Below are 15,580 nucleotides of genomic sequence, written 5' to 3'. Positions count from 1 at the left end.
AACTATCTGTACATGATAATAAGTAGGAAGCCTACATAGATTAACTAACATTCTATGAGGCTCTTCTACTTAGTTATAAAGGATTGTTCTTATGCAAGAATTGTCTTAAAGCTCGTCACAATACTCTTCAAAGTTTGCTTGTAAGTTTGTTACAACTGACATCGGGTCATGTCCTTCAATTTCATAGCGCCCGACTTCAGCCACTACTTGTCCATCTTTTAATAAAACAAATGATGGTGAAGAAGGTAGGTGATCTTCCCCAAAATGATAACGTGCCGCTGCAGTCGCTTCTTTATCTTGCCCTGCAAATACTGTTACTAAGTGATCCGGGCGTTTATCGTAATGTACACATTGCGCTGCCGCTGGACGAGCAATACCACCCGCACAACCGCACACTGAGTTCACCATAACTAATGTTGTACCTGGGCGAGCAAATGCCTCTTCAACAGCCTCTGGTGTTTTTAGCTGTTCGTAACCAGCCGTTTCAATTTCAGCACGAGCTGTTTTTAAAATTTCCTGCATAAATAAATCGTAATCCATATTCATATAGCGATAGCTCCTTTCAAATCGCGTCAATTCAGCTTTTATAGTAGGTATTTGACGCACATACATCTCTTATCATAGCAGTTTGCAACGAATTTGTGCACCCACTTGCTCATACAAGTCAGTTGAATTTTCTAAGCTTTTAAAGAAACTAGTTTACTTCCCTACCTATTCCTCGCTAAATAAACGATCTACACCTTGTGTAACCGTTAGTTGGCCACTTAAGATTTGACGTTCCAGTAGCTGTACCTGTGCTTTACGTTGTGGATTCCCATAAAACATATCTATTAAATGATCAGTAATCATGGATTGGAACCACTCTTTTGTTTGTTTTTGACGTCGAGTAGCCCAATAATGATTTGTTTCAACAATTTGTTTGAATTCCTTTATGGTTCCCCAAACCTTATCGAGACCCCGTTTTTCCAGTGAACTAACGGGCATTGCAGTAGACATCCAGCCTGGTGTTGCCGGCTGTAAAAAATGTAGAATCTGTTTATATTCTGCGACAGTTTTTTTGGCAAGTCGCACATTATCACCATCTGCCTTATGCACAACAATGGCATCTGCTAATTCCATAATGCCCTTTTTCATGCCCTGCAATTCATCCCCGGCCCCAGTTAAAACTAAAAGCAAGAAGAAATCTACCATGCCTCGGACATAGGTTTCGCTTTGTCCCACACCAACTGTTTCAATGAGAATGACATCATAGCCAGCCGCTTCACAAACTAACATCGTTTCACGTGTTTTTTTGTGAACACCCCCAAGGGTACCAGCCGATGGTGAAGGGCGTACAAAAGCAGTCGGCTTCTTGACGAGCTCTTCCATACGCGTTTTATCTCCTAAAATACTGCCTCCGGATAAAGAGGAGCTTGGATCAATCGCAAGAACTGCTACTCGTTTTCCCATGTCACAAAGCATTGTTCCGAAAGCCTCAATGAACGAGCTCTTCCCTGCTCCTGGAACACCCGTAATGCCGATTCGAATACTCTTTCCTGTATGTGGTAGAAGTTCCTGCAAAAGCTCTTGAGCTTGAACTTTATGAGTGGCATTCGAGCTTTCAATGAGGGTAATTGCTTTTGACAAATGTGTGCGAGAGCCTGCACGTACTTGTTGTGCAAGCTCTCGAATATTAACAGTGTCGGCTTTTTTCTTTCGGAATTTTTTAGGTGTACCATATTGCATACCGTCGTGAGTCGCCTCGACTCCGTCCATCACAAACAGCGCACTTTCTTCCATTCCTTTGTTGTTGTCCATTATTCAGGCACTTCCTCATAGCCTAAACGTTTGTAAATTTCCTCAATGATTTTCTGTGCGGATACAGGAATCACGGTACCCGGTCCAAAGATAGCTACTGCTCCAGCATTGTAAAGGAAATCATAGTCTTGTGCAGGTATAACACCACCCACAATGATGATAATATCTTCACGCCCTAACTTTTCTAACTCCGTAATCAATTCGGGCACTAATGTTTTATGACCTGCTGCTAACGAAGAGACACCGATGACATGTACATCATTTTCAACGGCCATTTGCGCTGCCTCAGCAGGCGTCATAAATAACGGAGAAATATCTACATCAAAGCCTAAATCGGCATAGCCTGTTGCGACGACCTTGGCTCCACGGTCATGTCCATCTTGTCCCATTTTAGCGACTAAAATACGCGGACGGCGGCCTTCGTTTTCAAGGAATTCTTCTGTCATTTGTTTCACTTCTGAAATTTGCTCCTCATCAGAGAAGTTGGCAGAGTATACACCCGAAATAGAACGAATTACGGCTTTGTGTCGTCCAGAAACCGCTTCAATTGCATCTGAGATTTCACCTAAAGAGGCACGTGCACGAGCCGCATCAACCGCTACAGCTAGTAAGTTTTCCTCGCCATCTTGTGCGGCTTTTGTCAAACGAGCTAAATGTTTTTGAACCTCAGCTTCATCACGTGCTGCTTTCATCGCTTCTAAACGTTCAATTTGCTTTTGTCGAACAATGGTATTATCAATATCTAGAATGTCAATTGGCTCTTCCTTCGTCAGGCGATATTTATTTACACCGACAATCGTCTCTGTCTTGGAGTCAATTTTCGCTTGACGTTTAGCAGCAGCTTCTTCGACTTTCATTTTAGGAAGACCTGTTTCAATTGCTTTCGCCATCCCTCCAAGTGCCTCAATCTCTTCGATTAATGCCCATGCAGATTTGGTAATTTCTTCTGTCAATTTCTCCACGTAGTATGATCCACCCCATGGATCAATTACTTTTGTCATTGCTGTTTCCTCTTGTAAAAATAACTGCGTATTACGTGCAATACGTGCGGAGAAATCCGTTGGAAGTGCAATGGCTTCATCCAATGCATTCGTATGCAGTGATTGTGTATGTCCCATTGATGATGCATTTGCTTCAATTAACGTACGTGCTACATTATTAAACGGATCTTGCTCTGTTAATGACCACCCAGATGTTTGCGAATGGGTACGTAAAGCTAAAGTTTTCGGATTTTTTGGATTAAACGTTGACATCATCTGTGCCCAAATACGGCGTGCCGCGCGCATTTTAGCAACTTCCATATAATAGTTCATGCCAATAGCCCAAAAGAACGATAGACGTGGTGCAAATGCATCGATATCAATGCCTGCTTTCAGTCCTGTACGAACATATTCCAAACCATCTGCTAACGTGTAGGCAAGTTCTATGTCATTCGTTGCCCCCGCTTCTTGAATATGATAACCAGAAATCGAAATAGAGTTAAATTTCGGCATATACTTCGCTGTATATTCAAAAATATCTGCAATGATTTTCATCGACATAGCTGGTGGGTAAATGTATGTATTACGCACCATATATTCTTTTAAAATATCGTTTTGAATCGTCCCTGCTAATTTTTCTGGCGTTACTCCTTGTTCCTCTGCTGCCACTATATAAAATGCAAGAACTGGTAGCACTGCGCCATTCATCGTCATAGAAACAGACATTTGATCTAAAGGGATTTGATCGAATAGAATTTTCATATCCTCGACAGAGTCAATAGCAACACCCGCTTTCCCCACATCTCCTGTAACACGTGGATGATCAGAGTCATAGCCTCTATGAGTTGCTAGGTCAAACGCTACAGATAAACCCTTTTGTCCCATTGCCAGATTTCGCTTGTAAAAGGCATTGGACTCTTCAGCTGTTGAGAAGCCAGCATATTGACGAACTGTCCATGGGCGAGCCACATACATGGTAGGGTATGGTCCACGTGTATTTGGTGCGATACCTGCTACATCATTTAAATGTTTAGCATCCTTGATATCTTCTTTTGTATAAATATCTTTAATTTCAATCCCTTCATTTGTCATAAACTTATCATCAGACGCTTGAGGCGCATTAGCTGATAAAACTTTTTCTATTTCAATTGCATTAAAATTTGGCTTACTCATCGTTGGACCTCCTTCATGCTCGCAAACACTGACTGTAATTTTTCAATGATGTTCTGTCCTGCGAAAATAAAACCGTTTAAGCCATTTGCTAACCAAGCTTCTTCTTCGTCTTTAAATTTCCCAGCTACATCCACAAGTACATCCGCTGGCTTGTCTGCTAAAATGGCATGGACAAATTCTTTTGTATCTTCGTCATTACCTGCAATGACAACATATTTAGCCTCTGTTGCCTTTAACCAAGCAATTGCCTCTTCAACAGTCGTCGCTGGTTCACTTTTTTCAGGAACAAGACCAACCGTATTTAAGAATCCAGCAATAAAATCTGCTCTTGGCTTGGAGCTTTTTAAAGTACCTAATGTTAAAATGCCTGTTTTCACATCGGCTGCCGTCATTTCAGCACGCAGCTTTTCGAATGGAATAGCACTTCGTTTAATGCTAGCAAATAACGGATTTGTTTCACATTCAAATGCGTCTGCTGGATTAGCATAAATATTTGTTCCAATTAATGATTGCTTACGTGTTTGTGCAGCGTGAATACGAGATTGATACGATTTCTCTACTTCTTCAGCGAGCTTGCCAGATGCTGTGTATTCATCAATGCCTCCAGCTGCCTCGATTTCTAAGAATAATGCCCATGCTTCTTTGACAAAATCTGCCGTTAACGACTCGATAAAGTAAGAGCCACCTGCAGGATCTATAACTTTTAAGACATTTGTTTCTTCTTTTAAAATCAATGACACGTTACGAGCAATACGTACTGACTGTTCTGTAGGCTTTGTTAATACATCATGTGGATGAACTGTAAAGAGATCAGCACCGCCTATTAAGCCAGAAAGCGCTTCATTGGAGGATCGTAATAAATTCACGTAGACATCCAATTTAGAGAAGCTTCTTAATGATGTTTCAGCAACTGTTGGTATTTTTACATTTTGTGTAACACCATAGGCAGATGAGAACGCTTTCCAAAGTACTTTAAAAGCACGGAGTTTTGCAATCTCTGTAAAGAATTGTGTATCAACTGCAAAGGATACAAAAAATTTCTTGGAGAATGCCTCGAAGCTTTCTTCCTGTTCTACCCATTTTGCTGCTAATGCAAGTGCATAGGCTAATTCTTGAATGGCGTTGGCACCTTCATTATGATAAATAACTGTGTTAGCGCCGACTGAGCGCACGCTCGGAAATGCATGTAAAGAGATGGGTTGGGTCGAAACGATGAATCCTTGCACAGCTTCTCGTTGATCCAAAGCAATTTTGTCAAACACTGTTAATAATGGGTCTTTTGTATCTTTAATAGTAATTTTAAATGAATATTCTGAGAAATATGATGCTAATTTGACCAATACGTCTTCTGTCCAATCAAAATTAACACGACTGTCAATTGTAATAATTTCATTACCCCTAGCTAAACTGTCATCAAGCTGTGCAAAAAATGCTTCACTCGTATCTGCATGAACTTGCTGAGCTACTTGGAATGCTTGACTATTTTGTAGAGAACGGATTGTGGCAACTTGTCGATCGAGCTCATCACCAAGCTTAGCTACTAAACTTTCTTGTGTGTAAATGGGCTGTAGTGTAACACCCTCATTTGTTTTCGTGAATAGAGACTCAAATGGTTTCCCCTTTAAAGCTTTGATTGCTGCATCTTGCCAGTCAGAATAGGCCGGCTTTTCAAATTCAATATTTTTCATGTTGTTTGACATGCGGACGCTTAATCAGCTTCCCCCCTTAGTAGTTTCTATTTGTTATTCTACATGACAAATTGCGACTCGGAAAGCATAAAAAAAATCGGAAACCCTTATACAGCAGGTTTCCGACAAGTCATCAGTAGACTGACGTCGAAGATTTATTTGTATTTTCGAGTATTTCTTTTACTCTATTTAGGAATTTACCACATACTAGTCCATCCAACACACGATGATCTAATGATAAACATAAATTCACAATATCACGAGCTGCGAACATTCCACCTGGTAAAATGACCGGTTTTTTTACAATACTTTCTACTTGGAGAATGGCAGCTTGTGGATAATTAATGATACCCATTGATTGAATAGAGCCAAATGCTCCCGTATTATTAACGGTAAATGTACCACCTTTAATATCATCCATGGCTAATTTTCCAGTTCGAACTTTGTTAGCAAGCTCATGAATTTCTTTAGCAATTCCTTTAATGGATTTTTCATCCGCGTGTTTTATAACAGGTACGAATAGTGCATCATCCGTCGCTACTGCAATCGAAATATTGATGTCATGCTTTTGAATAATTTTATCCTCAGCCCACATAGAATTCATCATTGGGAATTCCTTCAAGGCCTGAGCCACTGCTTTTACAAAGAAGGCGAAATATGTAAGATTAAAGCCTTCCTTTTGCTTAAATTCACCTTTTAGGCTATCTCGATAAGCAACTAAATCTGTTACATCCACTTCCATCATCATCCAAGCATGTGGAGCTTCATGGACGCTTCTTACCATGTTATTAGCAATGGCACGACGGACCTTTGTCACTGGGATTTCAATGTCCCCAGGCTGTATAGGTGGTACTGGTGCTGCAGGCTTTTCTGCAAGCTGTGCTGGTGCAGGAGCTGGTTGTTCAGTTGTTGTTTGAATCGCTGCTGGCGTTGGTGCCGCAGTAGTTGCTGTTGGAATATTGCCCGTTTCTATAAGTTTTAACAAATCTTTTCTTGTAATGCGACCACCCTCGCCCGTTCCTGTAACTTGATCAAGGGCAATATCATGCTCCTGTGCAAGTCGTAGAACAGCAGGTGAATAGCGTACTTTGTCCTTACGCGCTTCTTTTGGAGCGACTGAAGAAGGAGTAGAAACGGGTTGTGATGCTTCTTGTTTCTTTTGAACACCTGCATTTAAAATGGCTGTGCTTACTGCCGATTTTTTTTCAGGTGGTGGTGGTGGTAACTCACTATCCCCTGCAATTTCAATCGAGCATACGACTGCGCCCACTGGTAATGTTTGACCTTCTTGTGCAATTAACTCCGTAATAACCCCTTCAAACGACGATGGAATTTCTGCATTTACTTTATCTGTCACAACTTCTGCTAAAGAATCATATTTCTTTACTGTATCGCCAGGCTTTACAAGCCATTTTTCAATTGTACCTTCTGTTACACTTTCGCCGAGCTGTGGCATAGTAATATTTTGAACCGCCATCATTTATTCCTCCCATCAATTAAGCCTAGGCGTCATTGTACCTGATGCAGCGCTATATTAGTAAACGTAGATAGGCAAATAGACAGATTTTGACTTTCAAACGGCTAAGTCAAAATCTGTTCTTCCGTCTGAGGCTTTCATTTTTTCAATCAGCCTTGCTTGGTATGTTAAAATGCCGCAAGTTCTCGCATCGCACGTTCCACTTTATCAGGATTAATCATAAAATATTTTTCCATGGTTGGTGCATATGGCATTGCTGGCACATCGGGTCCTGCTAGACGTTGAATCGGTGCATCAAGCTCAAATAAACAATGCTCCGCAATAATGGCAGCAACTTCACTCATGATACTGCCTTCTTTATTATCCTCCGTAACAAGTAATACTTTCCCTGTTTTAGTCGCCGCCTCGATAATTGCTTCCTTATCAAGGGGATAGACTGTGCGTAGGTCAAGTATATGCGCAGAAATACCATCTGCAGCAAGACGTTCTGCAGCTTGTAGCGCAAAGTGGACAGCTAACCCATAGGTAATAACCGTCACATCATCCCCTTCACGCTTCACATCTGCCTTGCCGATTGGTAATGTATAATCGTCTAGAGGCACCTCACCCTTAATTAATCGATAAGCACGCTTATGTTCAAAGAATAATACAGGATCTTCATCACGAATAGCTGCTTTTAGCAATCCTTTAGCATCATATGGTGTTGATGGGATAACTATTTTCAACCCAGGTGTACCCGCAAAAAGGGCTTCAACAGATTGAGAATGGTAAAGAGCCCCGTGAATTCCTCCGCCAAAAGGTGCACGGATTACCATTGGACAAGTCCAATCATTGTTAGAACGGTAACGGATTTTGGCTGCCTCAGAGACGATTTGGTTGACAGCTGGCATAATGAAATCAGCAAATTGCATTTCTGCGATTGGACGCATACCATACATTGCTGCCCCAATACCGACCCCTGCAATAGCACTTTCTGCAAGTGGCGTATCTAGTACACGGTATTCGCCGAATTGATCATACAGACCAGTAGTTGCTTTAAATACACCGCCCTTACGGCCAACGTCTTCCCCTAAAATGAAAACTCGTTCATCACGTTCCATTTCTTCTTTCATTGCTAATGTAATCGCATCAATATAAGACATAACTGCCATTACACGTCACCTCCGTCCACTGGTGCATAAACATATTTCATGGCATCCTCTGGTTGTGCATATGGAGCCGCTTCTGCATAATCAGTAGCTTCATTTACTTCTGCCATAACACGTTCTTCGATTTCTGTACGTACTTTTTCAGTCATGACGCCTGCATCAGTCAGATACTTTTCAAATAACACAATCGGATCTTTTGCCTTTCCTTCTGCAATATCTTCAGCCGTACGGTATTGACGATCATCGTCGTCCGAGGAATGGGCTGTTAAACGATATGTGACTGTTTCGATTAAGCTTGGGCCCTCTCCATTACGTGCACGATCGGCTGCTTCTTTCACCACTTTGTAAACTTGTAATGGGCATTTTCCATCAACTGTCATACCTGGCATACCATACCCAATCCCACGATCAGAAACCTTCGCACAGCCTAACTGACGTTCTACTGGTACAGAGATGGCATATTGATTGTTTTCCACCATAATAATAACTGGCAATTTATGAACACCTGCGAAGTTGGCCCCTTCATGGAAATCCCCTTGGTTAGAGGAACCTTCACCAAGTGTTACAAAAGAAACAAAATCCTCATTTTGTAGTCGTCCAGCAAGTGCAACGCCAACTGCATGTGGCACCTGCGTAGTAACAGGTGAAGATCCTGTTAAAATGCGGTTTTTCTTTTGACCGAAATGGCCAGGCATTTGACGTCCACCAGAGTTTGGATCTTCCGCTTTTGCAAATGCAGATAGCATCAACTCTCTTGGTGTCATACCAAAGTGTAAAACAACCCCCATATCACGATAATATGGCGCAATATAATCTTTATCTTTATTTAACGCAAAGGCCGCCCCTACTTGTGCTGCCTCCTGACCTTGACAAGAAATTACAAACGGAATTTTACCAGAACGGTTTAATAACCACATACGCTCATCTAATCTTCTGGCCATTAACATTGTTTCGAACATAGCAAGTACATCTTCATTTGACAAACCTAAATCTTCATGTTTGACATCTTGCATACGAACACCCCTTTCGTATTATAGAGAAATAACTATCTTATCCTATATCCCCACATTTGGATATGTTAGTTATGAAATTCAGAAAATTTAAAAATGGATAGCACGACCATCAACTGCTAAAGCAGATTCCACTAATACCTCGTTTAATGAAGGATGTGGATGAATTGCCTGACTAATTTCCCATGGTGTTGCATCCAACAATTTAGCTAAAGATGCCTCTCCAATTAAATCTGTCACGTGCGGCCCTACCATATGAATACCCAAAATATCATCTGTTTCTTCATCAGCAATTATTTTTACAAAACCTTCTGCTTCCCCATTTACCAATGCCTTACCAATTGCCTTGAAAGGGAATTTACCGATTTTTAATGAAAAGCCTCGCTCTTTGGCAGCACCTTCGGTTAAGCCAATGCTAGCAACCTCTGGATATGAATAAACACATTTCGGTACCTTCAGATCATCGATATGCTCTGCTTTACCTGTCGCTATATGCTCGATTGCTGACAGTCCTTCATGAGAAGCCACATGCGCTAACTGTAAGCCACCAATCACATCACCTATGGCATACATATGTGATTCCTTCGTTTGATAAGAATCATTCACTTTAATGAAGCCATTTTCCACTTCGATTTCTGTATTTTCCAAGCCAATGTCTTGCGTGTTGGCTTCACGACCAACACAAAGTAAAAGTTTATCTGCCTCAAAGATTTCTTCCTGCTCATTCACTTTCGCAGAAATGAAAACGTTATCATTTTCTATTTTGAATGTATCTGCATCTAAACGGGCATTTGTGACAATGCGAACTCCCCTCTTTTCAAGCTGCTTTGTTACTTCTTTGACGATATCAGCATCCTCTGCAGGTAAGATAGTTGGTCCGTATTCTAGAACTGTTACATATACGCCAAAATCGCAAAGCATAGATGCCCACTCAATTCCAATGACACCACCGCCAACGATTAACAATGATTTTGGTAAATTGTCAAGCTCCAACGCATGATCTGAATTCATCACATATTGGCCATCAACTGTTAATCCTGCCATACCTCTTGGCTTTGAGCCAGTTGCAATGACAACATTCGTCGGTACAAGCATTTCATTTTCTTGCCCATTGGACATTTCTACGGAAATAGTTCCTGGCATAGGAGAGAAAATAGAGGGACCTAAAATTCGTCCTGTACCATGATAAACATCTATTTTGCCTTTTTTCATCAGTGTATTCACACCTTGGCTTAATTGCTCAACGATCGCTTGCTTCCTAGCTTGCACTTTGTCAAATTGCAGTGTCACACCTTCAATGTCAACACCATACTCACTAGCCGTTTTATTAGCCATTCGATATACTTCTGCACTTCGAAGTAAAGCTTTACTTGGGATACAGCCTTTGTGCAAGCATGTTCCACCTAAACGATCCCGCTCTACAATAGCTGTTTTCAAGCCTAGTTGCGCAGCGCGGATGGCCGCCACATAACCGCCTGTACCTCCACCTAAAATGACAACATCATAATTTTGAGCCATGTTTATTCCCCCTTTTGAGAAAAGTGCTAAAGTATTCTATCTATTAAACCATTACCCTACCAATTAGCTTGCGGTCTATTTTTGCTTAAGAAGAACAGAACTTTAGCTTTACTGCAACGGTGCTCTTATTTGTTGGTAAAATTAGAAGAAGTCGACAATGCGACTTCTCCAAATTTTCAAACCTTGTATATTAGCGACCGTGTAAAATATTTTTTTCATTTTTTAAGAATTGGCTGCGAGATTTCGCCACACGCGCAATGCGTTCTTCAGCTAAACGATTCGCTGCCACATATGTTGGAATGCCATCTCGTTTTGAAATAGCAAAGATCTTTTCAATACTATCATATATACCGTCAACGCGTTTCAGAGCACGTTCACGATTATAACCATATAATTCATCCGCAACGTTAATAACGCCACCAGCATTAATGACATAGTCTGGTGCATAGACAATACCTAATTCATGTAGGAAATCACCATGACGTGAATCTTTTAACTGATTATTAGCAGACCCAGCAATTACTTTTGCTTTTAATTGTGGAATTGTTTCATCATTTAATATAGCACCTAAAGCACAAGGAGAGAAAATATCAACTTCTTGCGCGTAGATTTCATCTGGAGCTACTGCAATTGCGTCAAAGTCATTCACAACTCTATCAATTGCTGCCTGATTGATATCTGTTACAACAAGTTTTGCCCCTTCATTATGTAAATACTCGCAAAGCTTGTAGGCTACATTTCCTAGACCTTGTACAGAAATTTTTAATCCCTCTAATGATTCTGAACCGAATGCTTCTTTTGCAGCCGCTTTCATACCGCGGTAAACACCATACGCCGTTACTGGAGATGGGTTCCCTGATGAACCGAATGCAGGTGAGATTCCTGTTACATAATCTGTTTCCTCATGGATTAAATCCATATCTGTAACTGTTGTACCTACGTCTTCTGCCGTGATATAACGACCATTTAAGCCTTGGATGAAACGACCTAATGCACGGAACATTTCTTCGTTTTTATCTTTAAATGGGTCACCGATAATGACCGTTTTTCCACCGCCAAGGTTTAAACCAGCTGCCGCATTTTTGTAGGTCATACCTCGTGCTAAACGCAATGCGTCTTCAACTGCATTTTCCTCTGATGCATATGTCCACATACGTGCCCCGCCTAATGCTGGTCCAAGTGTTGTATCATGGATAGCGATAACCGCTTTTAACCCTGATGCTTCATCTTGGCAAAATACCAATTGTTCATAATCATACTTTTCCATATACTTGAAGATTTCCATGAAACTCGCCCCTTTGCTTTGGAAAGTGCATCCCCAAATGCCCGTCCCAATCAAGTTTTATCTAACAATCTTACCACTTGTTGTCCTCGCCTCAGCTATAATACTGAGCCCCATTTTTCAGTAGGTGTTTAGACCCTAGGATAAAAATTGTTTAGTAATGGATAATATTGCTCCACTTATTTTTACAATACTGACAAATTCACAATTTCGCAACTATTATTACATATTCTTGTTTAAGTAAGAATTTTCTAAACATTCAGTAACAAAAACTACTATATGCTCCGTCTAGTTTTGACGAACAATTATTATATTGATTACTAGCCTTTCTTGACATTCCCCCATCCACAGGTACAATTAATCATAGGAATAAGGAGGGGTATATATGGCCCGTTTAGCTGCATTTATTGTAATGCTTATTCCAGGTCTTATGGCTGCAGGCGGCATTAAATTTATGCGTGATACATTATTTGGGAAGCTTCTTTCGCCTTTCCCATTTTTATGGCTACAATTTGTAGTAGGTGTTATATTCTTTGTTATAGGCTTTGGCTTTTTCGCAGGATTTTTACTACATCGTGACCGCAAAAATGGAAAAGTAGCACCTCGCTTCCAAAAAAAATAAAAATAGCTATCCAAATAAGTCACATGGACTTACTGGATAGCTATTTTTATACACGCTGCTGTGTAGTGATGACTTTATCAGGGTAATCTGTTATCCAACCTATTACAGCATGGTGAGGATTGGTTAAGAATGGTTCATTACCATCAATTGCATAAAAACGACAGGCTTTGCCGCTTGTTACGCATGCCTCTAAATATCTTGGCTTGTAGTACCTTTTATGCATATGGACAGTATCAGCAGCTTTGTAATCAGCTAACAGATCCCATTTTAATTTTTTCGTGGCTATTAGAGCCGTTTCATATTCAGGTCTTTGCTTTTTCACATATTCCAGTATTTCGTAATGGAACGACGAGAAGTGGCTCCCTGCTGGTAACGATAGCCCTTGAAGAAAGTCATTCAGCCCACTTTGATTGTCTAAAATGGTTGATTTTAATTCAATATTTAAAGGGAGCTTATGTGTTTTAGCCCATGCTAAAACTGCATCAAATGCTGGTATTTTAGCCGATGAAAAAAGACGCCTCCAAGGCTTGCCGAGTTTAAAACGTAATAACTCTTCCATCGTACAATCACTCACCAGTTTATTGATACCTACTAATCTTGACAATTGTGGATCATGGTAGACGATTGGACAACCATCTTTTGAAAATTGGATGTCTAACTCAATGCCATCAGCCCCAAGCTCCAATGCCTTTTCAAAAGCTTTAAAGGTATTTTCTAGCGCATAGGCCGATGCTCCTCGATGTGCAAACACCGGAATATAGGACGAATTAGACATTTAACTCACCAAACTCTAGCAGAAATTTACCATTGGTCATTTTGCTTAATAAAGATGATTTTTTACCAATTTGAATATACGTCCCCGGATGCGCTTCCTTTGTCACAACAATCTCTTCTTTACCAATATGACGCATTTCGTCCATTATTAGCTTTATTTCACGATCTAATGTAACCGCTTCTGCCTTTAACTTTGTTAAAGCTTGCTTTGTCTCTTCAAAGGATGCTGTTTGTTCTTTAGACATTTGGTTGAGAAATGGCAATAAACTTTTCATTTTGGATTCATGGGCTGCAATTTCTGATTGTAACTCTTTAAGCTGGACAGCTTTTTCCTGCATGATCGAATTATTCTCTTGTTTATTGACACTTTCAATAATCAAATCCGTTCGCCGTTCCAATCGATTACCAGATATGGCCGTGACAATCGTATTTTTAGCTACAGCACGCCCTCCAATAATTTTACCTTTTCGTTCATCCACTAAAATGGAATGGGCTGAAAGCTGTGAACCTAATGCATAGAAACCAATATGGATACTATCTGCTGCCATTAAATTTGCTTCATTGACATGTTTGACAAAAATATTGCCACCCGCTTCCACAACTGTTGACCCAAGACCAAATATGCCACCGCGAATATAAACATCTCCTTCGATGGATTTAATCAGTTTGGCACCGCTTACACCTTCAGCGCCATCAATAGAAATATCACCAGTTGCAATAACTGTATAGCCATTTGTTACTGTTCCTTTAATACTAAGAGAACCATTAAATTCTAGATTACCTGTTTCAACGCCTACATCACCGTTAATAGGTAGGTGTCTGTTTACACCAATCATACCTTTCACATCATCTAGAACACCAGCAATTTTCGAGCGGATCACAATTTTCCCGTCCTCTTCCACTTCATATGCTGATTTTGTATCGTATCGGATTGGAAAATCCCGTCCTGGTGCGGCAGCCACTACCTCACCTAGCACATTTTTCCCTGGTTTACCTAATGTAGCAGGAATCTTTTCACCTAGCCATGAGCCTTCCGAAATTTCTGAGATAAAATTCATATCAAAGTAATCCGCTTTTCCATCATCACGAATGACCGGTTTTCTCTCCGGCTTAGGTAAGTATGTAATTTGTGCATCCGTGCCTGCTATCGGTGGTTGCCCCTGAGCAATTAAAAATGCTTTTCCTGGTTCAGCCTTCGAAATATCAAAATCTAAAATTCCATGCACAATTTCATTTTCAGCAAGTATTTCTTGAATTTGCTGTGTCAGCTTTTCTTTATGATTGGCAATATATTCGTTTGTTTCATAGATAAAAATAGAGGCTGACATTTTATCACGGGCAATTTCAGCTTCAATATTTGGAAGCCAGCGGCCAATTTCTACTGGACTTGTATTTTGAGTAGACAGCACGTTTTTTAAAATTGAAAAATTAGATAATTTAAGTCGTGGATGACTACGTAAAATGCTATCAAATTCTTTTAATGGGAATCCGGCACTAAAAGTAAGCATAAATACCTTGCCATTTTCTTCAGAAATTTCGAAGTTTTCATTTCGAACTAGAATCAAGCTACCTCCTCCTTCCCTCTATATGTAAGTATATACAATCCACTTACATTTGTTTAGAGACCATTGTCACTAACGAGAAAGAAAATAGTACTACTTAATCATTAAAACATCGAACTATTTTTTATTTCCGTTAAATATAAATAGGTTTATAATACTAAAAAAATGTTTATTATTTTATTTTTTTAATAAAATTACCCTTAATTACATGGATATTCTATTAGGATCATTTGAACAAATAGTATTCCCTAGATATATATTATAGGATGGGATCGTCATAAAAAATAAATAATAAAAGGTCTTTAGAACTATAAAATTTTCAGATATTAAGGCTCTTTATTCAAGATAACTCTTTATATTTCCAATTTGGAAGGTCGAACCAAGTTGTTCTAATTCTTCCTTAGTCATATATCGCATATTTATTTTACCGTCTACTACGAGACGGACTTCAAATAATTGTTCATCTATTTGTATAATTTCTATTGAATTCATTCCATCTAATTGAAAATTGACACTTTTCATTTGAATCACCTGCTTCTAGTTATTTCA

The 15,580-nt window shown here is 39.9% G+C and carries 13 protein-coding genes; 1 reads left to right on the top strand and 12 read right to left on the bottom strand.

The window, feature by feature from the left end; translation table 11 throughout:
* Nucleotides 1-105 precede the first annotated feature (105 nt).
* The 9 genes from ACP3VS_RS05750 to ACP3VS_RS05710 all read right to left on the bottom strand — a co-directional run bounded on the left by ACP3VS_RS05750 (nt 106) and on the right by ACP3VS_RS05710 (nt 12,076).
* Complete coding sequence (locus ACP3VS_RS05750; protein WP_031417430.1) at nt 106-546, bottom strand: BrxA/BrxB family bacilliredoxin; 441 nt, start codon at nt 544-546, stop codon at nt 106-108.
* 165 nt (nt 547-711) lie between these two features.
* Nucleotides 712-1,797, bottom strand: coding sequence for a methylmalonyl Co-A mutase-associated GTPase MeaB (gene meaB, locus ACP3VS_RS05745; RefSeq protein ID WP_012295038.1), 1,086 nt, complete (start codon nt 1,795-1,797; stop codon nt 712-714).
* Complete coding sequence (gene scpA, locus ACP3VS_RS05740; protein ID WP_426388452.1) at nt 1,797-3,950, bottom strand: methylmalonyl-CoA mutase; 2,154 nt, start codon at nt 3,948-3,950, stop codon at nt 1,797-1,799. Before scpA ends, meaB begins: the two co-directional genes overlap by 1 nt.
* On the bottom strand, nt 3,947-5,650 hold the full coding sequence (locus tag ACP3VS_RS05735; RefSeq protein WP_197150125.1) for a methylmalonyl-CoA mutase family protein: 1,704 nt from the start codon (nt 5,648-5,650) through the stop codon (nt 3,947-3,949). Before ACP3VS_RS05735 ends, scpA begins: the two co-directional genes overlap by 4 nt.
* A gap of 121 nt (nt 5,651-5,771) precedes the next feature.
* A complete protein-coding gene (locus tag ACP3VS_RS05730; RefSeq protein WP_036164099.1) occupies nt 5,772-7,115 on the bottom strand; it encodes a dihydrolipoamide acetyltransferase family protein in 1,344 nt (447 codons plus the stop codon).
* Nucleotides 7,116-7,282: 167 nt separating this feature from the next.
* Entirely contained in the window at nt 7,283-8,266 is a 984-nt protein-coding gene (locus ACP3VS_RS05725) for an alpha-ketoacid dehydrogenase subunit beta (RefSeq protein WP_012295042.1), read from the bottom strand.
* Entirely contained in the window at nt 8,266-9,276 is a 1,011-nt protein-coding gene (locus ACP3VS_RS05720) for a thiamine pyrophosphate-dependent dehydrogenase E1 component subunit alpha (protein ID WP_426388450.1), read from the bottom strand. Before ACP3VS_RS05720 ends, ACP3VS_RS05725 begins: the two co-directional genes overlap by 1 nt.
* An 87-nt stretch (nt 9,277-9,363) precedes the next feature.
* Nucleotides 9,364-10,791, bottom strand: a complete 1,428-nt coding sequence (lpdA, locus tag ACP3VS_RS05715) for a dihydrolipoyl dehydrogenase (protein ID WP_031417424.1) — start codon at nt 10,789-10,791, stop codon at nt 9,364-9,366.
* A 190-nt stretch (nt 10,792-10,981) separates the two neighbouring features.
* Nucleotides 10,982-12,076, bottom strand: coding sequence for a Leu/Phe/Val dehydrogenase (locus ACP3VS_RS05710; RefSeq protein WP_031417423.1), 1,095 nt, complete (start codon nt 12,074-12,076; stop codon nt 10,982-10,984).
* 382 nt (nt 12,077-12,458) lie between these two features.
* Here ACP3VS_RS05710 and ACP3VS_RS05705 point away from each other — a divergent pair, with 382 nt between their 5' ends.
* Entirely contained in the window at nt 12,459-12,695 is a 237-nt protein-coding gene (locus ACP3VS_RS05705; protein WP_008179922.1) for a DUF2627 family protein, read from the top strand.
* 46 nt (nt 12,696-12,741) lie between these two features.
* Here ACP3VS_RS05705 and ACP3VS_RS05700 read toward each other — a convergent pair whose 3' ends face one another.
* From ACP3VS_RS05700 to ACP3VS_RS05690, 3 genes are all read right to left on the bottom strand, one after another.
* Nucleotides 12,742-13,470: a glycerophosphodiester phosphodiesterase gene (locus ACP3VS_RS05700; RefSeq protein ID WP_031417420.1), complete on the bottom strand. Its 729-nt coding sequence runs from the start codon at nt 13,468-13,470 to the stop codon at nt 12,742-12,744.
* A complete protein-coding gene (locus ACP3VS_RS05695; protein WP_012295048.1) occupies nt 13,463-15,034 on the bottom strand; it encodes a DUF342 domain-containing protein in 1,572 nt (523 codons plus the stop codon). Before ACP3VS_RS05695 ends, ACP3VS_RS05700 begins: the two co-directional genes overlap by 8 nt.
* 333 nt (nt 15,035-15,367) lie before the next feature.
* Nucleotides 15,368-15,553 (bottom strand): hypothetical protein, encoded by a 186-nt coding sequence (locus tag ACP3VS_RS05690; protein ID WP_031417418.1) that lies wholly within the window; start codon nt 15,551-15,553, stop codon nt 15,368-15,370.
* Between the last annotated feature and the right edge of the window lie 27 nt (nt 15,554-15,580).

Origin of the sequence: Lysinibacillus sp. VIII_CA (assembly GCF_049943995.1) — a bacterium.
In the GTDB taxonomy this organism is placed as follows: Bacteria; Bacillota; Bacilli; order Bacillales_A; family Planococcaceae; genus Lysinibacillus; species Lysinibacillus pinottii.
The sequence above is the reverse complement of the archived record's forward strand: the minus strand, read 5'-3'. Positions and strand labels throughout refer to the sequence as shown.

Bases quoted from the DNA above. Each gene is read 5' to 3' on its own strand.
- ACP3VS_RS05750 (WP_031417430.1), bottom strand. From the start codon at position 546: ATGAATATGGATTACGATTTATTTATGCAGGAAATTTTAAAAACAGCT.
- meaB (WP_012295038.1), bottom strand. From the start codon at position 1,797: ATGGACAACAACAAAGGAATGGAAGAAAGTGCGCTGTTTGTGATGGAC.
- scpA (WP_426388452.1), bottom strand. From the start codon at position 3,950: ATGAGTAAGCCAAATTTTAATGCAATTGAAATAGAAAAAGTTTTATCA.
- ACP3VS_RS05735 (WP_197150125.1), bottom strand. From the start codon at position 5,650: ATGTCAAACAACATGAAAAATATTGAATTTGAAAAGCCGGCCTATTCT.
- ACP3VS_RS05730 (WP_036164099.1), bottom strand. From the start codon at position 7,115: ATGGCGGTTCAAAATATTACTATGCCACAGCTCGGCGAAAGTGTAACA.
- ACP3VS_RS05725 (WP_012295042.1), bottom strand. From the start codon at position 8,266: ATGGCAGTTATGTCTTATATTGATGCGATTACATTAGCAATGAAAGAA.
- ACP3VS_RS05720 (WP_426388450.1), bottom strand. From the start codon at position 9,276: ATGCAAGATGTCAAACATGAAGATTTAGGTTTGTCAAATGAAGATGTA.
- lpdA (WP_031417424.1), bottom strand. From the start codon at position 10,791: ATGGCTCAAAATTATGATGTTGTCATTTTAGGTGGAGGTACAGGCGGT.
- ACP3VS_RS05710 (WP_031417423.1), bottom strand. From the start codon at position 12,076: ATGGAAATCTTCAAGTATATGGAAAAGTATGATTATGAACAATTGGTA.
- ACP3VS_RS05705 (WP_008179922.1), top strand. From the start codon at position 12,459: ATGGCCCGTTTAGCTGCATTTATTGTAATGCTTATTCCAGGTCTTATG.
- ACP3VS_RS05700 (WP_031417420.1), bottom strand. From the start codon at position 13,470: ATGTCTAATTCGTCCTATATTCCGGTGTTTGCACATCGAGGAGCATCG.
- ACP3VS_RS05690 (WP_031417418.1), bottom strand. From the start codon at position 15,553: ATGAAAAGTGTCAATTTTCAATTAGATGGAATGAATTCAATAGAAATT.